This is a genomic window from Frankia sp. R43 (assembly GCF_001306465.1).
GTDB lineage: Bacteria > Actinomycetota > Actinomycetes > Frankiales > Frankiaceae > Parafrankia > Parafrankia irregularis.
Map to the genome: position 1 here is coordinate 26,116 of NZ_LFCW01000003.1, position 21,214 is coordinate 47,329.

A 21,214-nucleotide genomic window follows, 5' to 3' on the forward strand; every position below is an offset into this window, starting at 1 on the left:
GTCGGATGCTCGGGTTCGGATGCCGGGGTGATGAGTCGGGGTGGGTGCTGCTGGCACCCACCCCGACCCGTTTCCCACCCCGGTACCTCGTTGTCCCGGAGTGGTCTTTGTAGAAGTGTGCCCCGGCGGCGTCGGCTCTGTCCTTTACTTTCACGTAACGAATCGGTAATAGGTGCCCCCGCTCTGGAGGTTGTCGCCGGTGCGGTCGCGTGACCAGCCTCTTGAATTTCCATAGGCGGGTGTGTATAAGTTTTCAGTCATGGGTGTGACTGCGGCGGTTGCGGGCGCGAGCGGGTACGGCGGCGGGGAGCTGCTTCGGCTGCTGCTCGGCCACCCCGGCATCGACATCGGTGACCTGGCGGCCAACACGTCCGCCGGTGTGGACGTGGCCGAGGTGCATCCGCACCTGCCCGATCTCGCCGGGCGGGTGTTCGTCGACACCGCGGCCCTGGCAAACACGAGCGCCGACATCGTCTTCCTCGCGCTCCCGCATGGGCAGTCGGGCGCGGTCGCGGCCACCTTGCCGGCCGGCGTGCGGGTCGTCGATCTCGGGGCCGACCACCGCCTGGCCGACCCGCAGGTGTGGCGGCGGGCCTACGGTGGCGAACACGCCGGCGCCTGGACCTACGGCATGCCGGAGCTGCCCGGGGCCCGGGAGGAGATCAGGGTCAGCAACCGGGTCGCCGCGCCGGGGTGCTACCCGACCGCGATCACCCTGGCGCTGGTGCCGCTGATCGCGGCCGGCGCGGTGGATCCGTCCGACCTGGTCGTCGTCGCCGCGAGCGGCACCTCCGGTGCCGGGCGGTCGGCGAAGGTCAACCTCCTCGGCAGTGAGGTGATGGGTGACCTGACCGCCTACAAGGTCGGTGGTCACCAGCACCGGCCCGAGATCGTCCAGACCCTCACCCGGTACGCGCGGTCACCGGTGTCGTTGTCGTTCACCCCGGTCCTGGCGCCGATGCCGCGCGGCATTCTGGCGACCTGCACCGCCCGCCTGTCCGCCGAGCTCGCGGCTGGTGACGATCTGGGCACCGGCCTCGGCGCGGACGCCGAGACGGTCACCGGGATCCTGCGAGCCTTCTACGACGGCGAGCCGTTCGTGCGGGTGCTGCCGCCGGGCCGGTGGCCGCACACCTCGTCCACTCTCGGCAGCAACTGCGTGCACCTGCAGGCGACGGTGGACGCCGAGGCCGGCCGGGTGGTCGTCGTGGCGGCCATCGACAACCTCACGAAGGGCGCCGCGGGCCAGGCGCTCCAGTGCGCCAACCTCATGCTCGGCCAGCCGGAGGGCACCGGCCTGAGCGCCCAGGGCCTCGCCCCGTGACCGTGTCAACCGCGGGTCGCCGGGCCGCGGGGCGCGGGGCCATGGCACGCCGGGTCATGGCACGCCGGGTCATGGCACGCCGGATCGTGGCTCGCCGGGTCGCGGCTCGCCGGGCCATGGGTAGCCGGTCCGTAGTCGGAGTGAGTGGGGAAGGGGAACAGGCATGAGCGTCACCGCAGCCCAGGGCTTCCGGGCCGCCGGAGTCGCGGCCGGGCTGAAGCCGTCCGGGCGTCCAGATGTCGCGATCGTCGTCAACGACGGTCCCGCCGATGCCGCGGCGGGCGTGTTCACCCGCAACCGGGTGCAGGCCGCGCCCGTGCTGTGGACCCGCCAGGTCCTCACCGGCGGCCGGCTGCGCGCGGTCGTGCTCAACTCCGGTGGGGCGAACGCCTGCACCGGGCCGGCAGGGTTCGCCGACACCCACACCACCGCGGAGCGGGTCGCCGCCGAGCTCGGCATCGGAGCGGGCGAGGTCGCGGTCTGCTCGACCGGCCTGATCGGTGTCCCGCTGCCCATGGACCTCCTGCTCCCGGGGGTGGTCGAGGCGGTGGCCGCGCTGTCCGCGAGCGGCGGGGGCGCTGCGGCCGAGGCCATCCGCACCACCGACACCGTGGCGAAGGAGGCGGTCCGCCACAGCCGGGAGGGCGGGAGCGTCGTCACCGTCGGCGGCATGGGCAAGGGCGCGGCCATGCTGGCGCCGTCGCTGGCGACGATGCTCGTCGTCGTCACGACCGACGCCGTCGCCGACGCCGCGACTCTCGACCGTGCCGTGCGGGAGGCCTGCCGCACGACCTTCGAGCGGGTCGACTCCGACGGCTGCCTGTCGACGAACGACACCGTGCTGCTGCTCGCGTCGGGTGCGTCGGGGCGGGCGCTGCCCGAGGCCGAGCTGACCGAGCTGGTCACCGCCGTCTGCGAGGACCTGGCGAGCCAGATGCTCGGCGATGCCGAAGGATCCACGAAGACGATCTCTATCACGGTCACCGGGGCGGCCTCCGAGGCGGACGCGCTCGAGGTCGGCCGGGCGATCGCGCGGAACAACCTGCTCAAGTGCGCGCTTTACGGCAAGGACCCGAACTGGGGCCGGGTGCTCGCGGCGATCGGCACCACCGCCGCGGCGTTCGAGCCCGACCAGCTCGACGTGGCCATGAACGGTGTCCAGGTGTGCCGGGCCGGCGCTCCGGGTGAGTCCCGGGACCTGGTCGACCTCTCCGGGCGGGAGATCAGCATCGTCGCGGACCTGCACGCGGGCGCCGCCGAGGTGGTCGTGCGGACGAACGACCTCACCGACGGGTACGTCTACGAGAACTCGGCGTACTCGACATGAGCGACAGTCCGTCGACGCGCGGCCCGGCCGCGCGGGCACGTGGGCATTCCGCGCTCACGAAGACGAAGGTCCTCATCGAGGCCCTGCCGTGGCTGTCCCGCTTCCACGGGGCGACGATGGTGATCAAGTACGGCGGGAACGCGATGACCCGGCCCGAGCTGCGGGAGGCGTTCGCGGCCGACATCGTCTTCCTGCGCTACGCGGGCATCCGGGTGGTGGTCGTGCACGGCGGCGGCCCGCAGATCACCGCGCACCTGGAGCGGCTCGGGGTGGCCTCGGAGTTCGTCGGCGGCCTGCGGGTGACCACGCCCGAGACGATGGAGGTCGTCCGGATGGTCCTCGTCGGCCAGGTCAACCGGGATGTCGTCGGCCTGGTCAACGACCACGGCCCGTTCGCGGTCGGCCTCTCGGGCGAGGACGCGAACCTGTTCACCGCCCGTCGCCGCCCGGCGATGGTCGACGGCCAGGCCGTGGACGTCGGGCTGGTCGGTGACGTGGTCGAGGTCCAGCCCGAGACCGTCAACGCGCTGCTGGACTCGGGCAAGGTCCCGGTCGTGGCCTCGGTGGCCCGCGGGCTCGACGGCGGGGTGTACAACGTCAACGCGGACACGGCCGCCGCGGTGCTGGCCCTGGCGCTGGGAGCGACGAAGCTCGTGGTGCTGACCGACGTCGAAGGTCTCTACGCGGACTGGCCGGCCAGCGACGAGGTGATCAGTGAACTGACGGTAGGCGAGCTGGAGCGGCTCCTGCCCTCCCTGTCGTCCGGAATGATCCCGAAGATGGAAGCCTGCCTGCGGGCCGTCTCCGGCGGGGTTCCCCAGGCCCACGTGCTCGACGGGCGGGTTCCTCATGCCGTGCTGCTGGAGGTCTTCACCGACGAGGGGATCGGCACCCTGATCCGGGCCGACGACGGGGCAGGCCCCGGCACGGCCGGCCCCGGAACGGACATCACCGAAGGAGAATCGTGAACGCCGACCTGCTCGACCGGCGGGACGCCGTCGTCATGGCCACCTACGGCCGGCCGTCGATCGCGTTGACCCGTGGCGCCGGTGCCCACGTGTGGGACGCCGACGGCCGCGAGTACGTGGACCTGATCGCCGGTGTGGCGGTGAGCGTCCTCGGGCACTGCCATCCGGCGGTGCGGGCCGCTGTGGTCGCGCAGCTCGACACGCTCGGCCACACCTCGAACCTGTATGTGAACACGCCGCAGGTGCTGCTGGCCGAGCGGCTGATGGAGCTGCTGGGCGTGGACGGGCGGGCGTTCTTCTGCAACTCGGGCGCCGAGGCGAACGAGACCGCCATCAAGATCAGCCGTCGGACCGGCCGGTCGGAGATCATCGCGGCCGAGGGCGCCTTCCACGGGCGGACCATGGGAGCGCTGTCCATCACCGGCCAGCCCGGGAAGCGGGCGCCCTTCGAGCCGCTGCTGCCCGGTGTGCGCTTCGTTCCCTACGGCGACGCGCAGGCGCTGGCCGAGGCGGTCAGCGAGCGCACGGCCGCGGTCTTCCTGGAACCGACGCTGGGTGAGGGCGGAGTGGTGGCGCCGCCGCCCGGCTACCTCGCGGCGGCCCGCGCGGCCTGCGACGAGCACGGCGCGCTGCTGGTGCTCGACGAGGTCCAGAGCGGCATCGGGCGCACCGGCGCCTGGTTCGCCCACCAGACCGCGGGAGTCGTCCCCGACGTGATCACCCTCGCGAAGGGGCTGGGCGGCGGGCTGCCCATCGGGGTCTGCGTCGGCATCGGCGCCGCCGGGCGCCTGCTGCAGCCCGGGGACCACGGCAGCACCTTCGGCGGCGGCCCCCTGGTCTGCTCGGCCGCCCTCGCGGTCCTGGACACGATCGTGGCCGACGGCCTGCTCGACCACGCGACCGCGCTGGGCGAGTCGCTGCGCGCGGGGATCCTCGCCGCCGGTGCCGCCGGCATCACCGGGGTACGCGGCGTCGGGCTGTGGCGGGCGATCGAGCTCGACGGGCCCTACGCCGCCGAACTGGAGACCGCCGCACGCGAGGCGGGTTTCCTGGTGAACGCGGTCGCCGCGGACGTCGTCCGGCTCGCGCCACCACTGGTGATCACCCAGCCCGACCTGGACGCGTTCGTGTCGGCGCTGCCCGGAATCACCGCCGGCGTCCTGGCTGGCCGTGGCCGGGCCGAGGCCGGGAAGAAGCCGGGCGAAAGCTCTAAGGTCAGCCCATGACGGCCCGACACTTCCTGCTCGACACGGACCTGACCTCGGCCGAGCAGGCCGCACTGCTGGATCTCGCCGACCGGCTCAAGGCCACCCGCCGCGAGCGTGGCACGGCCCCCCGTCCACTCGAGGGCCGATCGGTCGCGCTGATCTTCGAGAAGCCGTCGACCCGGACCCGCCTGTCGTTCGACGTGGCGGTAGCCGAGCTGGGCGGCCACCCGATCGTGATCGACTCCGCCTCCACCCAGCTGGGCAGGGGGGAGACGATCGAGGACACAGCCGCCGTCCTCAGCCGCTACGTGGACGCGATCGTCATCCGGACGTTCGCGCAGGAAAGGGTCGAGCGGATGGCCGCGGCGGCCACCGTGCCCGTCATCAACGCGCTCTCCGACCACGCCCATCCCTGCCAGGCGCTCGCCGACCTGCAGACCATCCGTGAGCTGCGCGGCCGCCTCGCGGGCCTGACCCTGACCTACCTGGGCGACGGCAACAACGTCGCGCACTCGCTGATGCTCGCCGGGGCCATGGCCGGGATGCGGGTTCATGTGGCGTCTCCGCCCGGCTACGAGCCGTTCGACCAGGTCGTCCGGCAGGCGAACGAGATCGGCGCGGTCACCGGCGGCGAGGCGTTGGTGATGCACGACGCGCTGGAGGCCGCGACCGACGCGGACGTGCTCTACACCGACGTCTGGGCGTCGATGGGCCAGGACGACGAGTCGGACACCCGAGCGCTCGTCTTCCAACCCTACCGCCTGGACGAGAAGGTCGTCGAGGCCGCGCGCCCGGACGCGATCGTCATGCACTGCCTGCCCGCGCACCGCGACGTGGAGATCTCCGCCGCGGTGCTGGACGGCCCGCGGTCGGTGGTGTTCGACCAGGCGGAGAACCGGCTGCACGCCCAGAAGGCACTGCTGTCGGTCCTGCTCGACGACGCATCGTCGGAGGCCGCCCTCCGATGACGATCCGCGCGGCGGCCCCCCTGACGAAACACGCCCGGCAGGCGCGTCTGGCCGGGTTGATCGCGGCCAGGTCGGTACGGTCACAGGCGGAGCTGGCGCGTCTGCTTCTCGCGGAGGGCGTGCAGGTCACCCAGGCCACCCTGTCCCGCGATCTGGAGGACATCGGCGCGACGAAGGCCCGTGGGCCCGACGGCGTCCTCATCTACCGGGTGGACGTCAACCAGGCCCCGGCCGAGGCCGTGCGCATTCCGCTCACCAGGCTCTGCGAGGAGCTGCTGGTCTCGGCGGAGGCCAACGGTGATCTCGTCGTGCTGCGGACTCCGCCGGGCGCCGCGCAACTGTTCGCCTCAGCCCTCGACCGGGCGGCCCTGCCGGAGGTGATGGGGACCATCGCCGGCGACGACACGATTCTCGTGGTCTGTCGGGCGATGCAGGGGCGCAACGGCTCGTCGGCCGGCCCGGAGTTCGCCGGCCGGCTGCTGTCCCTTGCCGACGGCCGGGCCAGGCCCGCCGCACCGACGCCCCGGGACGGTGTCGGCGAGCCGCCGGGCCCGGATGACGACACGGGCTGAGCCAGCCCGTGTCCACGACAACCGCGTCGACGAAACCTGAGCCAGAACCTCAGCCAGTACCAGAGAACCTGAGCCAGAACTAAGGAGATACCCAGTGACCGAACGCGTCGTGCTTGCCTACTCGGGCGGCCTCGACACGTCCGTGGCCATCGGCTGGATCGGCGCCGAGACCGGCGCCGAGGTCATCGCCCTGGCCGTCGACGTCGGCCAGGGCGGTGAGGACCTGGAGGCGATCCGCCAGCGTGCCCTCACCTGCGGCGCCGTCGAATCGATCGTGGTCGATGCACGCGAGGAGTTCGCGGCGGACTTCGTCGCCCCGGCGATCCGGGCGAACGCGCTCTACATGGACCGCTACCCGCTCATCTCCTCGCTGTCGCGGCCGATCATCGTCAGGCACCTCGTCGAGGCCGCCCGCCAGCACGGCGCGGACGCGATCGCGCACGGCTGCACGGGCAAGGGCAACGACCAGGTCCGTTTCGAGGTCGGCGTGATGGCGCTGGCTCCCGGCCTGCGGGTGCTGGCCCCGGTCCGTGACTCCGGGATGACGAGGGACAAGGCGATCGCCTTCGCGGAGGAGCGCGGCCTGCCGATCGACGTCTCGAAGAAGTCGCCGTACTCGATCGACCAGAACCTGTTCGGCCGCACGGCCGAGTGCGGCATCCTCGAGGACCCGTGGGCGCAGCCGCCGGAGGACGTCTTCGTCTACACCGCCGACCCGACCGTCCCGCGCCCGGCCGACGAGGTCACGATCTCGTTCACCGACGGTGTGCCGACCGCGCTCGACGGCCGTGCCCTGTCGCTGGTCGAGCTGGTCGCCGAGCTCAACACCCGGGCCGGGGCTCAGGGGGTCGGCCGGATCGACATGATCGAGGACCGGCTCGTCGGTATCAAGAGCCGCGAGATCTACGAGTGCCCGGGTGCGATCACCCTGCTGACGGCGCACCGGGACCTCGAGGACCTCACCCTCGAGCGCGACATCGCCCGGTTCAAGCGCGGTGTCGACCAGCGTTGGGGCGAGATCGTCTACGACGGGCTGTGGTACTCGCCGCTCAAGGCCGCGCTGGACGCCTTCGTGGACTCGTCCAGCGCCGGCGTCTCCGGTGATGTGCGCATCCGGCTGTCTGGCGGTGTGGCCCAGGTCGTCGGGCGTCGCAGCCCGGGGAGCCTCTACGACCACGCGCTGGCGACCTACGATGCCGGCGACCAGTTCGACCAGAGCGACGCTCGCGGGTTCATCGAGCTGTGGGGCCTGCCCACCAAGGTCTGGGCGGCCCGCGAGCAGCGGCTGCACCCATGACGTCGGTCGGTCCGGTGGCGACGGGGGAGTACCCGTCGGTCGACGAGGAGCGAGTGACGATGGATCCCGAACGGGCGCATGACGACGCGGGCCCGACGAACGACGTGGGCTCGGTGCCCGGTGCGGACGGATCCGCGCCGCTGCGGCTGTGGGGCGGGCGGTTCGCCGGCGGGCCGGCCGAGGCGCTGGCCCGGCTGTCGGTCAGCGTGCAGTTCGACTGGCGGCTGGCGCCCTACGACCTGCTCGCCTCCCGCTCCCACGCCCGGGTGCTGCACCGGGCGGGGCTGCTCGACGCCGGCGAGCTGGCTGCGATGCTGAAGGCACTCGACGACCTGTCGGATGCCGTCACCCAGGGCCGGTTCCGTCCCACCGTCGAGGACGAGGACGTCCACACGGCGCTGGAGCGGGGGCTGCTGGAGAACCTCGGCGCCCTCGGCGGCAAGCTGCGCGCCGGGCGCAGCCGCAACGACCAGGTCGCCACCGATCTGCGCCTTTACCTCCGCGACCACGCTCGGCAGGTCGCGGGCCGGCTCACCGAGCTGTCGAGTGCGCTCGTCACCCTCGCCGAGCAGCACGTCGACACCCCGGCACCGGGAATGACCCACCTGCAGCACGCGCAGCCGATCTCGTTCGGTCACCAGCTGCTCGCGCACGTCCAGGCGTTCGTCCGGGACGTCGACCGGCTGCGTGACTGGGACCGCCGGGCCTCGGTGAGCGCGCTGGGAGCAGGCGCCCTCGCCGGCTCCTCCCTGCCGCTCGACCCGGCGGGGGTGGCCGCGGAGCTCGGGTTCGACCGGGCCTTCGCGAACTCGCTGGACGCGGTGTCGGATCGGGACTTCGCGGCGGAGTTCCTCTTCGCGGCGGCGCTCACGGGCGTGCATCTGTCCCGCCTCGGCGAGGAGATCGTCCTGTGGACGACCCGCGAGTTCGGCTGGGTCGAGCTGGATGACGCCTTCGCGACCGGCAGCTCGATCATGCCGCAGAAGAAGAACCCGGACATCGCCGAGCTCGCGCGGGGCAAGTCCGGCCGGCTCATCGGTGCGCTGACCGCTCTCCTGACGACTCTCAAGGGCCTGCCGCTCGCGTATGACCGCGACCTGCAGGAGGACAAGGAGCCGGTCTTCGACGCGGTCGACACCCTGCTGGTCGTGCTGCCCGCGATGACCGGCATGGTCGCCACGATGCGGGTGCGCCGGGAGCGGCTCGAACGGGCCGCGCCCGACGGATTCGCGCTCGCGACCGACGTCGCCGAGTACCTGGTTCGCAACGGCGTCGTCTTCCGGGAGGCGCATGAGGCGGTCGGCCAGCTGGTCGCCTGGTGCGTGGCCCACGACGCCGAGCTCGACGACGTCTCCGCGGAGGACCTGGCGGCGATCAACCCGCTGCTCACCGCGGACGTCCGCTCGGTTCTGTCGGTGCGCGGGGCGCTGGAGGCACGCTCGGCGCCAGGCGGCACGGCCCCGGATCGGGTGCGGGACCAGATCCGCGACCTGGCTCCGGTACTGGACCGTGACCGGGCCTGGGCGGGGAACTGAGCGGACCCGTCCTCGACCGAGACTTCTACGACCGGCCCGTGCTGGTCGTCGCCCGAGATCTGCTCGGGACGACGATCCGGCACGGGCCGGTCGCGTTGCGGGTGACCGAGGTCGAGGCCTACGGCGGGACGGATGATCCCGCCTCCCACGCTCGGCGCGGTCCGACTCCACGCAGCGCGGTGATGTTCGGGCCACCGGGATATGCCTACGTCTACTTCGTGTACGGCATGCACTGGTGTTTCAACGTCGTGTGTGGCCCGGAGGGAACGGCGGCGGCGGTTCTCGTCCGGGCCGGGAGCGTCTGCGCGGCCGGTGCCGATCCGCAGGCGCTCGGCGGTGTCACGCCTGGTTCGGAGCGGTTCGGCCCGGAGGTGGGCCTGGCGGCCGCGGATCGGGGCCGTGGTGACCGGGGGCCTGGTTCCGGGCGGGCCGCCGGCAGCCTCGCGGCCCGGCGGGTGGCCTCCGGCCCCGGGCGCTTCGCCCGGGTGCTGGGCGTCGACGGCACGTGCACCGGGACGGACCTGACGGGCGGTGGGCCCGTGACCGTGCACCGAGGCACGCCGGTCGCGGATGAGGAGGTGGGCCGTGGACCGCGCATCGGGATCAGAGCCGGAGCTCACCTGCCGAACCGGTTCTGGCTCCTGGGCGAGCCATCGGTGAGCCGAGTGCCACCGGTACGTCGGGTGCAGCGGTGAGCTGCGCGCGTTGCGCGGAAGCCCGGGATGACTGACTCTGCGGATGCCCCGGTGCCGATGCTCCGGTGCCGATGCCCAGACCGGATGCAGGGGCCCCGGTGCCGTGCAGCGGCGCGCTGCCGGCGCCGGAGCTTCGCGGCCCACGCCGACGGGGGTGCCCGAGCGGTGCCGGATGGCCTGGGAGCAGGCCCGGAGGCCGATCACCTGTTCGAGCGCAGAACCCTAAGCCTCGCATACCAGACAGCACCGTCAAGCTCCGATTGGGTAGCTGTGACATACGTCACACATCTTGAGACCCGATTGATTTGACGCCCCCGGACATCCCCCCGTAATGTTCTCTCTGTCAGCGAGACACGGCAGACACCGAACAGGGTGGCTCCACTCGGGACGCGGGATCGGACCGCAAGGTCGGGTCTTCGGGCGGGATCGCAGCCTTCGAGGCATTTGCGACGCACCTGACCGAAAAGAACTTTGAAAAGCAAATTGCCTGGGTATGTACGCTTCGCGGCGTGATCCCAGCAGCATCTGCTCCTTGAGAACTCAACAGCGTACCGAATAGTCAGTGCCATTTAGTTTTAAACCCCCGTCCATGGCCAGGGCTTGATGTTCTGGTTGTGGTGGGAAATTCCTTTGGCAATGACAGACGATCTTACGAGGATCTGTCTTGCCAGGATCGGTTGGGCTTGGCGGCCTGGCCATCTCTTTCAAGCATTGATGGAGAGTTTGATCCTGGCTCAGGACGAACGCTGGCGGCGTGCTTAACACATGCAAGTCGAGCGAGGAGCTTGCTCCTAGCGGCGAACGGGTGAGTAACACGTGGGCAACCTGCCCCAAGCTCTGGAATAACTCCGGGAAACCGGGGCTAATGCCGGATATGACACTGCTGGGCATCTGGTGGTGTGGAAAGATTTATTGGCTTGGGATGGGCCCGCGGCCTATCAGCTTGTTGGTGGGGTAATGGCCTACCAAGGCGACGACGGGTAGCCGGCCTGAGAGGGCGATCGGCCACACTGGGACTGAGACACGGCCCAGACTCCTACGGGAGGCAGCAGTGGGGAATATTGCGCAATGGGCGAAAGCCTGACGCAGCGACGCCGCGTGAGGGATGACGGCCTTCGGGTTGTAAACCTCTTTCAGCAGGGACGAAGCGAGAGTGACGGTACCTGCAGAAGAAGCACCGGCCAACTACGTGCCAGCAGCCGCGGTAATACGTAGGGTGCAAGCGTTGTCCGGAATTATTGGGCGTAAAGAGCTCGTAGGCGGCCTGTCGCGTCGGCTGTGAAAACCCGGGGCTCAACCCCGGGCCTGCAGTCGATACGGGCAGGCTAGAGTCCGGTAGGGGAGACTGGAATTCCTGGTGTAGCGGTGAAATGCGCAGATATCAGGAGGAACACCGGTGGCGAAGGCGGGTCTCTGGGCCGGAACTGACGCTAAGGAGCGAAAGCGTGGGGAGCGAACAGGATTAGATACCCTGGTAGTCCACGCCGTAAACGTTGGGCGCTAGGTGTGGGGGACCTTCCACGGCCTCCGTGCCGCAGCTAACGCATTAAGCGCCCCGCCTGGGGAGTACGGCCGCAAGGCTAAAACTCAAAGGAATTGACGGGGGCCCGCACAAGCGGCGGAGCATGTGGCTTAATTCGATGCAACGCGAAGAACCTTACCAGGGCTTGACATGCAGAGAAATCCTGTAGAGATATGGGGTCCTTAGGGGCTCTGCACAGGTGGTGCATGGCTGTCGTCAGCTCGTGTCGTGAGATGTTGGGTTAAGTCCCGCAACGAGCGCAACCCTTGTCCTATGTTGCCAGCGCGTCATGGCGGGGACTCATAGGAGACTGCCGGGGTCAACTCGGAGGAAGGTGGGGATGACGTCAAGTCATCATGCCCCTTACGTCCTGGGCTGCACACATGCTACAATGGCCGGTACAAAGGGCTGCGATACCGTGAGGTGGAGCGAATCCCAAAAAGCCGGTCTCAGTTCGGATCGGGGTCTGCAACTCGACCCCGTGAAGTCGGAGTCGCTAGTAATCGCAGATCAGCAATGCTGCGGTGAATACGTTCCCGGGCCTTGTACACACCGCCCGTCACGTCACGAAAGTCGGTAACACCCGAAGCCGGTGGCCCAACCCTTGTGGGGGGAGCCGTCGAAGGTGGGACCGGCGATTGGGACGAAGTCGTAACAAGGTAGCCGTACCGGAAGGTGCGGCTGGATCACCTCCTTTCTAAGGAGCTTTCTGGTTGGGTGCTTTGCCTGTAGTGGGTGGGTGCCTGGCGCAGAGCGAAGGCCGGTCGGATGGCTGGTCTGGTGTGCTCATGGGTGTGGAACGCTGACTTGTTCTGCCGGGTTGGTCTGGTGTTCTGGGTTCCTGTGTGTTCCTGGGGCTGGGTCTTCCTGAAGGATCGGTACGCTGTTGGGTTTTGAGGGAGTGAGATGCCCTCGTGTACGTCCCCGCCCTGGTTGGCCTGTGGCTGCCGGGGTGGGTGTGCGGGCTGGTTCGTGTGGGATACCGCTATCCGTGTTGGGTGGTTGGTCTCACGGGCGCGACTGGTTTCCGTTCGTAGTTTGAGAACTGCACAGTGGACGCGAGCATCTTTATCTTTGTGGCCAAGTTATTAAGGGCGCACGGTGGATGCCTTGGCACCAGGAGCCGATGAAGGACGTGGGAGGCTGCGATATGCCTCGGGGAGCTGTCAACCGAGCTGTGATCCGAGGATTTCCGAATGGGGAAACCCGGCAGGGCTTTAAATCCTGTCACCCGTGCCTGAACACATAGGGCATGTGGAGGGAACGTGGGGAAGTGAAACATCTCATTACCCACAGGAAGAGAAAACAACCGTGATTCCGCGAGTAGTGGTGAGCGAAAGCGGATGAGGCTAAACCAGTTTCGTGTGATAGCCGGCAGGCGTTGCGTGGCTGGGGTTGTGGGACTGTTCGGGCAGGGCTGCCGTCCTGTCGAGGAGTAAGAAAGCGTGTTGTTAGCCGAAGGTCATGCGAATGGACCGCCATAGAGGGTAACAGCCCTGTAGGTGAAAACGGCACGTCTCCTGAACAGTTTCCCAAGTAGCACGGAGCCCGTGAAATTCCGTGTGAATCTGGCGGGACCACCCGCTAAGCCTAAATACTCCCTGGTGACCGATAGCGGACTAGTACCGTGAGGGAAAGGTGAAAAGTACCCCGGGAGGGGAGTGAAATAGTACCTGAAACCGTGTGCCTACAATCCGTGGGGGCTGGGCTTTTCGGAGCCTGGTGACCGCGTGCCTTTTGAAGAATGAGCCTGCGAGTTTGCGGTGTGTGGCGAGGTTAACCCGTGTGGGGTAGCCGTAGCGAAAGCGAGTCCGAATAGGGCGTTGAGTCGCATGTCCAAGACCCGAAGCCGAGTGATCTACCCATGGCCAGGTTGAAGCGCGGGTAAGACCGTGTGGAGGACCGAACCCACCAGGGTTGAAAACCTGGGGGATGAGCTGTGGGTAGGGGTGAAAGGCCAATCAAACTCGGTGATAGCTGGTTCTCCCCGAAATGCATTTAGGTGCAGCGTTGCGTGTTTCTTGCCGGAGGTAGAGCACTGGATGGCCTAGGGGGCCCACAAGCTTACTGAAGTCAGCCAAACTCCGAATGCCGGTAAGTGAAGCGTGGCAGTGAGACTGCGGGGGATAAGCTTCGTAGTCGAGAGGGAAACAGCCCAGATCGCCAGCTAAGGCCCCTAAGCGTGCGCTAAGTGGAAAAGGATGTGGAGTCGCATAGACAACCAGGAGGTTGGCTTAGAAGCAGCCACCCTTGAAAGAGTGCGTAATAGCTCACTGGTCAAGTGATTCCGCGCCGACAATGTAGCGGGGCTCAAGCGCACCGCCGAAGCTGCGGCATACACGTTGTGTATGGGTAGGGGAGCGTCGTGTGGCGAGTGAAGCGGCGGGGTGACCCAGTCGTGGACGCTACACGAGTGAGAATGCAGGCATGAGTAGCGAATGACGGGTGAGAATCCCGTCCGCCGAATGACCAAGGGTTCCTGGGGCAGGCTTTTCCGCCCAGGGTGAGTCGGGACCTAAGGCGAGGCCGACAGGCGTAGTCGATGGACAACGGGTTGATATTCCCGTACCGGCGCTGACGCGCCCATGCTGAACCTGGTTGTGCTAACCGTTCTGGTTCTTGTTCTGCTTTCGGGTGGGGCTTGGGCTGGTCGGGATCCTGGCCAGTAGTAGGCAAGCGATGGGGTGACGCAGGAGGATAGTCCAACCCAGGAGGTGGTTTTCCTGGGGCAAGGGTGTAGGGCGAGACGTAGGCAAATCCGCGTCTTGTGTGCCTGAGACCTGATGCCGAGCCGATTGTGGCGAAGTGGGTGATTCCATGCTGCCGAGAAAAGCCTCTAGCGAGTGTCAGGGCCGCCCGTACCCTAAACCGACACAGGTGGTCAGGTAGAGAATACCGAGGCGTGCGAGTGAACTGTGGTTAAGGAACTCGGCAAAATGCCCCCGTAACTTCGGGAGAAGGGGGGCCACTTCCTGTGTAGGAGCTTTGCCTCCGAAGCGGGGAGGGGCCGCAGAGACCAGGGGAAAGCGACTGTTTACTAAAAACACAGCTCCGTGCGAAGTCGTAAGACGATGTATACGGAGTGACGCCTGCCCGGTGCTGGAACGTTAAGGGGACGGGTTAGCTCTTCGGGGCGAAGCTCAGAACTTAAGCGCCAGTAAACGGCGGTGGTAACTATAACCATCCTAAGGTAGCGAAATTCCTTGTCGGGTAAGTTCCGACCTGCACGAATGGCGTAACGACTTTCCTACTGTCTCAACCACAGACTCGGCGAAATTGCACTACGAGTAAAGATGCTCGTTACGCGCGGCAGGACGGAAAGACCCCGGGACCTTTACTACAGCTTGATATTGGTGTTCGGTTCGGTTTGTGTAGGATAGGTGGGAGACTGTGAAGCTGGGACGCCAGTTCCGGTGGAGTCGTTGTTGAAATACCACTCTGGTCGTACTGGATGTCTAACCTCGGTCCGTGATCCGGATCAGGGACAGTGTCAGGTGGGTAGTTTAACTGGGGCGGTTGCCTCCTAAAGGGTAACGGAGGCGCCCAAAGGTTCCCTCAGCCTGGTTGGCAATCAGGTGTTGAGTGCAAGTGCACAAGGGAGCTTGACTGTGAGACAGACATGTCGAGCAGGTGCGAAAGCAGGGACTAGTGATCCGGCGGTGGCTTGTGGAAGCGCCGTCGCTCAACGGATAAAAGGTACCCCGGGGATAACAGGCTGATCTTGCCCAAGAGTCCATATCGACGGCAAGGTTTGGCACCTCGATGTCGGCTCGTCGCATCCTGGGGCTGGAGTAGGTCCCAAGGGTTGGGCTGTTCGCCCATTAAAGCGGTACGCGAGCTGGGTTTAGAACGTCGTGAGACAGTTCGGTCCCTATCCGCCGCGCGCGCAGGAGACTTGAGAAGGGCTGTCCCTAGTACGAGAGGACCGGGACGGACGAACCTCTGGTGTGCCAGTTGTTCTGCCAAGGGCATGGCTGGTTGGCTACGTTCGGAAGGGATAACCGCTGAAAGCATCTAAGCGGGAAGCTCGCTTCAAGATGAGGTCTCCCACAGGGTAGCCTGGTAAGGCCCCCGACTAGATGATCGGGTTGATAGGCCGGAGGTGGAAGTGCGGTGACGCATGGAGCTGACCGGTACTAATAGGCCGAGGGCTTGACTACATATGATTCTGCTGTTTTGCGTCCACTGTGCGGTTCTCGGGCTGCGACCGGAGGGTCGGGTCTGATGGTGTTTCGGTGGCTTTGGCGAAGGGGAAACGCCCGGTTCCATTCCGAACCCGGTAGCTAAGCCCTTCAGCGCCGATGGTACTGCGTGGGGGACCGCGTGGGAGAGTAGGACGCCGCCGGACTTCTTTAGGTAGGGGCTGTCTCTGGTTGGTGCCGGAGACAGCCCCTACCTGTATTTGTAGTGCCTTTTGGTTTGTAGTGCCTTTTCGGATCGCCCCGGAGGCTCTCGTGGCCTCCCGGTCGCCGGCCGCGCCAGGGGTACTGGTCCGCTGGGCGTATCACCAGTGGCCAGGCGCTGATGAGGCGCTGATGAGGCTCCGAGCGTGTCCCACAGGTTCGTCGGTGTCCCTGGGCCCGGGGCCGACCTGGAGGGCGCGGCGGACCGGAGCTGGTGGGACGTCCGGTATCAGTTGGCTCTCCGGCAGGCCCGGCGGGTGCCTGCCGGGCCTGCCGCAGAGAATGAGATGTACCTGGGGAAGGCCGCGTTCCGGCACCCCGGAACGAAGGGAATGCTTTCCGTTATGCCGAACGACGAGTCGTCGAGGTCCCAGCCGTCCGGGTCTGGAGGGCCTCCGCGGGAGCGGCGCGCCGGCCAGCAGGGCCGGCCGGCGCGACCAGTGAGAAGCGGTGGGGACCGACGCGACGGTCAGGGACCGCGCCGCACCTCGTCGGAGGGCGGCCGCGCAGGCGGCAGCGAGGTCAGGCGATCCGGGCGCGTGGTGAAGGGCGACGGCGGGTGGTCACAGGACCGGCCCGCTCGCCGCACCGAGGGCGGCCGCGGCCCGGCGGGTTCGGCTGCCCCCCGCGGCCACGCCGGTTCGAGCGGTTCGTCGGCTGGCGGTGGTGGCGGCGGTGCCGCAGGCGGCGGTTCGCGTGGCGCCGGCCCGGCGCGGGGAGCGGGCGCCGCCTCCTCCGGCTGGACGCCTTCGTCCGGGCGGGCGTCGTCCGGGCGTGCTGGCCCTGCACCGCGGGCCGGTGGCGGCCGTTGGCGCGACAACCAGACCGGCGGATCGGGTGGAGGTTCGGGCTCGGGGCCGCGTCCGCAGTGGCAGCGTGCGGGGAGAGGCGACAGCGCGGGCACGGGCGCGGGTCGCGGTGAGGGTGCGGGCCGCACCGAGAGCTCCGGCTGGCAGGAGAGGCCTGGCCGGACGGAGAGCTCTGGCCGGCGCGAGAGTTACGGCAGGCCCCCTGGTACGGGTCGACCTGATGGCGGTCCGGCCGGCGGCGGACGCTGGTCCCGGCCGAGCGACGGCGGAGAAGGCGACAGCTCCGGATACGGTGCGCGTTCCGGTCGCTATGTCGGTGACCGGGCGGCACGGCGGCCTGGTGGCGGGGCTGGGAAGCCGTCCGCCGGCGCACCGGTGAACCGTGCGCGTTCCGACGGGCCTGCGCGTGTCTCCACGAACCGGCCCTGGTCCACTGGCCGTGATGGTGCTCCACGCGATGACGCGGCTCGGCGCGGCGGTGCTCCGGGTTCTGACGGCTGGCGGGGCGGACCTGCACGCGGTGGTGCCACCCGTGAGGGGTACCGCCGAGAGGACAGCCGCGGAGACGCCGACCGCCGTGACAGCGACCGGCGTGATCGCGGCGAGACCCGCCGGGACGATACGCGTCGCGACGGGGGCCGTGGACGTGCCCCCGAGCGGTTCGCCGCCGGCGACCGGCGTTCCGGTGACGGTGGTGGCGCCGGTCGGGGCTTCTCCCGCGGGGACGCCCGCCACGGCGGTCCCCGTGAGCAGCGCCCTGACCGTGAGCAGCGCCCCGACCGCTCCTCCGCGCCCAGCGGTGACCGCTGGCCCCGGGCTGAGCGTGGCACCGACCAGCGGCGTTTCGCGGGCGCGGATCGAGGGCCCGAGCGCCGTACCGACCAAAGGCGCTTCGACAGCACCGAGCGCCGGCCGGCGCGACCGCACGGTGAGGGCAACACCCCACGTGGCGAGTCCGGGCCGTCATCCACGGGATACCGCGGACGTCCAACCGGTGCCGGCGGTCGCGACGGCCGCCGGGATTTCCGCCGCGACGGCGGGGAGCGGCCCGGCCGCTGGAGTGCGTCTGGACCTCGGTCCGACGGACCTCGGTCCGACGGACCTCGATCCGACGCGCCTCGGTCCGACGGCGCCGACCGGCCGCGACGCTTCGGGCCCGGCACGCGACCGGAGCCGGGCTCAAGGCCGGCGCAGGAAACAAAGCCGGAGCCGGGCACGCGGCCGGACCACGAGCCGGTGGCCCGTGGCGGCGCGGCCGACAACGGCGCCGCGCCCGCGGGCCCGCAGGTCGGCAGGGGCGATACCTACCGTGGTGGCGAGACGAAGCCACGATGGGAGCGTCCGTCGTCGGGTTCGCGTCCGGACGCGAACCGCTCGGGCCCGCGCCGTTCGGATGGTGGTCGGCCCGCCTCCCGCGGCGGCCCCTCGGCCGGGAGGCCCGCACGCCGTCCCACCGACAGCCCCAGCCGGTCGGGTGGTCCGGGGGACGGCACCGTCCCGCGTCGTCGCCCGGCCGCGCCCGCGCTGCCGGACGAGGCGCGGGCCGAGCTGCTCGACCGGGACGTCCGGCGGGACCTGCGCAGTGTGCCGGCGCCGTTGGCGGAGACGATCGCCCGGCATCTCGTCGCTGCGGCGATGCTCGTCGACACCGATCCCGCGCTGGCGTTGGAGCACGCCCGAGCGGCGGCGGCGCGGCTGCCCCGCATGGCAGCTGTGCGTGAGGCGGTCGGCGTAGCCGCCTACCATGCCGGTGAGTACGCGGCCGCGCTGCTGGAGCTGCGTGCGGCGCGGCGCATCGACGGGTCGCCGCACAACCTGCCACTGATGGCCGACGCGGAGCGCGGTCTCGGCCGACCCGAGCGTGCTGTCGACTGCCTGTCCGATCCCGGTGTCGCCGAGTTGGACGAGGCGGCGCGGGTGGAGCTGCTGATCGTGGTGTCCGGTGCCCGGCGCGACATGGGCCAGCCCGAGGCTGCGGTGGTGCTGCTGCGCGACGCGGCGATGGCCAGGAGCGAACCGCGTCCGTGGACGCCACGGCTCTGGTACGCCTACGCGGAGGCGCTGCTCGCCGCGGATCGTCCGGTGGAGGCCCTGCGTTGGTTCACGGCCACCGCGGCGATCGACGAGGACGAGACCGACGCGGCGGAGCGGATCTACGAGCTGACGGTCATCGACGACGAGGCCGACGATGCCGACCAGGTCGTCGACGACGTTGACGGCATCGATGCCGTCGATCAGGCGGACGAGGACGACGAGGACGAGGGCGACGAGGACGACGAGGACGAGGTGGGCTCGGCCGGGTCTGACGCCACCCCGATCGTCGCGGATCTGAACGACGACGCAGGCCCTGAGTCCGGGCCGGACGGCGTGACCGCGCCGGTCGGCGCGGAGCCACTCGCGCAGACGGCACTCGCGCAGGAGCCGCGCTCCGAGGACGCAGACGAGGGGGTCCTTCCCGGGGTATCGGGTGAGGAGTCCCGCGCCGAGGGAAACGCGGCGAACACCGAGGATCTCGCGGCGGAGAACGCGGAGGATCTCGCGTCGGACGAGCCGGCGGACGAGCCGAGTGGGGAGACGAGCGAGGTGGATGCGGCTGAGCTGGTCGATGCCGCCTCGGCCTCGGCAGCCACAGGCGCCGGTGAGCCGGTGCCTGTGGCTGAGCCTGCCGTCGACTTCTCGGCGGCCCCGGAGAGCACGGCGTCGGCCGTCGCCGCGGACAGCGCGGCCCCGATCCCGGAGATCGTCTTCTCGGATGCCCCGGGCGGTGTGAAGCCGGCCGAGGCGGGAAGCCGGGACGAGGACGAGCCGGCCGGTTGACGGTGCGCCATCCGGCGCGCCCAGGCGCGCCGGATGGCCATCCCGAGGCAAGACTCAGCGCCGCGGCCCGGTGGCCCGGTTTGGCGAGCCGCAAGACTGAACGATTTTGGTCGTCGGCACGACCAGAATCCTTCTTTCTTGCGACCCGCCAGGTGCTCTATGCCCCTTTCGCACCTCTTGAGATGAACTGGCGCCGGCGCGGATCCTCAGTCCAGCGGACGCATCAGCAGCCCGGTGCGGGGCTTGGGCGTGAAAAGGGTGGACTTGCGGGGCATCCGCTCAGCAGCGCCGGCGACGGCGATCACGTCCGCGACCGGAGTCGGGTTCAGCAGGAGTGCGACCCCGCCGGAGGCGCGCGCGGCAGCCAGTGCGGCCGGCGCGTCGTGGTAGTAGTCGACGACCCCGACGGCGTCCTCCAGCTTCCACACCTGCGAGATCAGCGCGAGGTGCGCCACGGTGACGTCGAGGCGCCGAAACGCCTCCGACCGCTCGGCCGGCAGCGCCTGTCGCAGCAGGTCGGCCGAGGGCTGGGTGAGCAGGTAGGCCGCCGACCCATCGGTGATCACGAAGGCATGGCCCGCCCGTCCGGCCGTGGCGAGCTCGTCGAGCAGCGTCGCGGGGTCGACGGGGACGGGCACCGGCGCGGTCGCCGTGCCCGCGGCAGCGCCGGAAGTGCCGGTCGCGCCGGTCGCGATGGTGCCGGTTCCGGCAGCGGTGGCGGCTGTGTCGTCGGCATTCGTGGTGGTGAGCTGGCGGACGGTGAAGGACTCCCGGGCCCGGCTGACCGCGTCGGCGAGGGTGAGGCCCCGCACGGCGCGGTGGATGGCGTGTACCTGCGGGCCGCTGGCGGTGGCGTCGACCAGGAAGGTGAGCCCGAGGTCCCACGGGCCGTCGCCGTCGCCGGCGGCGTGTCGCTCCGCCTGGTACTGGCGATAGGTCGCATACCGGTGATGGCCGTCCGCGATCACCGCGCGGCGGGGGAGCAGATCCGCCGCGATGACTTCCAGGGTGGCCGGGTCGTCGATCGCCCAGAGCCGGTGCGTCACGCGGTCCGCCGTGTCGACGTCGGTGTCGACGTCGATGATCGGAGGGCTGGCGACGGCCTCGGCCACGGCGGCGCTGGCCGGGCCGCCGCCGTCGTAGAGCAGGAAGATCGGTTCCAGGTTGGCCGCGGTGGCGCGGGTCAGGGAGAGCCGGTCGGAGACCGGGCCGGCCATGGTGTTCTCGTGCGGCAGGACGATCTGGGCGTCGGGGTCCGCGAGTGCCAGCGCTCCGACGAGGCCGCGCTGGACGTGGTCTCCCTGTCGCTGTTCGTACACGTAGAGCGTGGGGACGTCGTCGCGGACCAGCACGCCGCTGTCCAGCCACGCGCGCAGGGTTCGCTCCGCCTGCTCATAACGGTTGCCGACCTCGTCCGCCCCGCCCGGTGCGCCGGGCCCGGGAAGGGCGCCAGGAGCATCGCCGGGCACATCGCCGGGAACGTCACGCGGCAGGATCAGCCGGACGACGTTGTGCGCGGCGGAGGCCTCCAGCGCCGTGCGCTCGTCCTCGTCGATGACGTCGTAGGGCGGCGACGTGAGCGTGGCGAGATCCGCGCCGGTGGCCGCGAAACGGGCCGCGCGGAAGGGCGCCAGCACGAGTCCGGCGGGGACTGGCACCGGGACGGACACCGGGGGAACGGGCGCGGCGGCATCAGGGGCAACCATGAGGCGCATCGTAGGTGCTCCGACCGCGTGCCCTCATCCGCCGCGAGGCCCGGCTCCCGCTGG

At 69.3% G+C, this 21,214-nt stretch carries 11 protein-coding genes and 3 rRNA genes; 13 read left to right on the forward strand and 1 reads right to left on the reverse strand.

What is annotated here, in order from left to right; translation table 11 throughout:
- Positions 1 to 259 precede the first annotated feature (259 nt).
- The 13 genes from argC (at position 260) to ACG83_RS13870 (ending at position 19,445) form a co-directional block, all read left to right on the forward strand.
- Positions 260 to 1,324 carry an N-acetyl-gamma-glutamyl-phosphate reductase gene (gene argC, locus ACG83_RS13810; RefSeq protein WP_054566647.1) on the forward strand — a complete coding sequence of 355 codons (1,065 nt, stop codon included), beginning with the start codon at positions 260 to 262 and terminating at the stop codon, positions 1,322 to 1,324.
- A 163-nt stretch (positions 1,325 to 1,487) separates the two neighbouring features.
- On the forward strand, positions 1,488 to 2,651 hold the full coding sequence (argJ, locus tag ACG83_RS13815; protein ID WP_054566648.1) for a bifunctional glutamate N-acetyltransferase/amino-acid acetyltransferase ArgJ: 1,164 nt from the start codon (positions 1,488 to 1,490) through the stop codon (positions 2,649 to 2,651).
- Positions 2,648 to 3,619, forward strand: a complete 972-nt coding sequence (gene argB / locus ACG83_RS13820) for an acetylglutamate kinase (RefSeq protein WP_054566649.1) — start codon at positions 2,648 to 2,650, stop codon at positions 3,617 to 3,619. Before argJ ends, argB begins: the two co-directional genes overlap by 4 nt.
- A complete protein-coding gene (locus ACG83_RS13825) occupies positions 3,616 to 4,845 on the forward strand; it encodes an acetylornithine transaminase (protein ID WP_054566650.1) in 1,230 nt (409 codons plus the stop codon). The genes argB and ACG83_RS13825 overlap by 4 nt, the downstream gene beginning before the upstream one ends.
- Positions 4,842 to 5,795, forward strand: coding sequence for an ornithine carbamoyltransferase (argF, locus tag ACG83_RS13830; RefSeq protein ID WP_054566651.1), 954 nt, complete (start codon positions 4,842 to 4,844; stop codon positions 5,793 to 5,795). Before ACG83_RS13825 ends, argF begins: the two co-directional genes overlap by 4 nt.
- Positions 5,792 to 6,367 (forward strand): arginine repressor, encoded by a 576-nt coding sequence (gene argR, locus ACG83_RS13835; RefSeq protein ID WP_054566652.1) that lies wholly within the window; start codon positions 5,792 to 5,794, stop codon positions 6,365 to 6,367. Before argF ends, argR begins: the two co-directional genes overlap by 4 nt.
- 94 nt (positions 6,368 to 6,461) lie before the next feature.
- Entirely contained in the window at positions 6,462 to 7,664 is a 1,203-nt protein-coding gene (locus ACG83_RS13840; protein ID WP_006545426.1) for an argininosuccinate synthase, read from the forward strand.
- Complete coding sequence (argH, locus tag ACG83_RS13845) at positions 7,661 to 9,199, forward strand: argininosuccinate lyase (RefSeq protein WP_152991376.1); 1,539 nt, start codon at positions 7,661 to 7,663, stop codon at positions 9,197 to 9,199. Before ACG83_RS13840 ends, argH begins: the two co-directional genes overlap by 4 nt.
- Positions 9,184 to 9,894, forward strand: a complete 711-nt coding sequence (locus ACG83_RS13850) for a DNA-3-methyladenine glycosylase (protein WP_054566653.1) — start codon at positions 9,184 to 9,186, stop codon at positions 9,892 to 9,894. Before argH ends, ACG83_RS13850 begins: the two co-directional genes overlap by 16 nt.
- A 711-nt stretch (positions 9,895 to 10,605) precedes the next feature.
- Positions 10,606 to 12,113 (forward strand): 16S ribosomal RNA (locus ACG83_RS13855).
- Positions 12,114 to 12,494: 381 nt separating this feature from the next.
- Positions 12,495 to 15,576: ribosomal RNA gene (locus ACG83_RS13860) — 23S ribosomal RNA — on the forward strand.
- Between the two features lie 71 nt (positions 15,577 to 15,647).
- Positions 15,648 to 15,764 (forward strand): 5S ribosomal RNA (gene rrf, locus ACG83_RS13865).
- Together the 16S, 23S and 5S rRNA genes form the textbook arrangement of a ribosomal RNA operon.
- A gap of 2,100 nt (positions 15,765 to 17,864) precedes the next feature.
- Entirely contained in the window at positions 17,865 to 19,445 is a 1,581-nt protein-coding gene (locus tag ACG83_RS13870; protein WP_083473239.1) for a hypothetical protein, read from the forward strand.
- A gap of 206 nt (positions 19,446 to 19,651) precedes the next feature.
- On the opposite strand, the gene ACG83_RS13875 is transcribed toward ACG83_RS13870, so the two are convergent.
- A complete protein-coding gene (locus tag ACG83_RS13875; protein WP_054566654.1) occupies positions 19,652 to 21,160 on the reverse strand; it encodes a DUF1015 family protein in 1,509 nt (502 codons plus the stop codon).
- Positions 21,161 to 21,214: the final 54 nt, after the last annotated feature.

What these genes read in the sequence shown, in the direction of transcription:
- argC (WP_054566647.1), top strand. Translation starts at nt 260, where the DNA reads ATGGGTGTGACTGCGGCGGTTGCGGGCGCGAGCGGGTACGGCGGCGGG.
- argJ (WP_054566648.1), top strand. Translation starts at nt 1,488, where the DNA reads ATGAGCGTCACCGCAGCCCAGGGCTTCCGGGCCGCCGGAGTCGCGGCC.
- argB (WP_054566649.1), top strand. Translation starts at nt 2,648, where the DNA reads ATGAGCGACAGTCCGTCGACGCGCGGCCCGGCCGCGCGGGCACGTGGG.
- argF (WP_054566651.1), top strand. Translation starts at nt 4,842, where the DNA reads ATGACGGCCCGACACTTCCTGCTCGACACGGACCTGACCTCGGCCGAG.
- argR (WP_054566652.1), top strand. Translation starts at nt 5,792, where the DNA reads ATGACGATCCGCGCGGCGGCCCCCCTGACGAAACACGCCCGGCAGGCG.
- argH (WP_152991376.1), top strand. Translation starts at nt 7,661, where the DNA reads ATGACGTCGGTCGGTCCGGTGGCGACGGGGGAGTACCCGTCGGTCGAC.
- ACG83_RS13875 (WP_054566654.1), bottom strand. Translation starts at nt 21,160, where the DNA reads ATGCGCCTCATGGTTGCCCCTGATGCCGCCGCGCCCGTTCCCCCGGTG.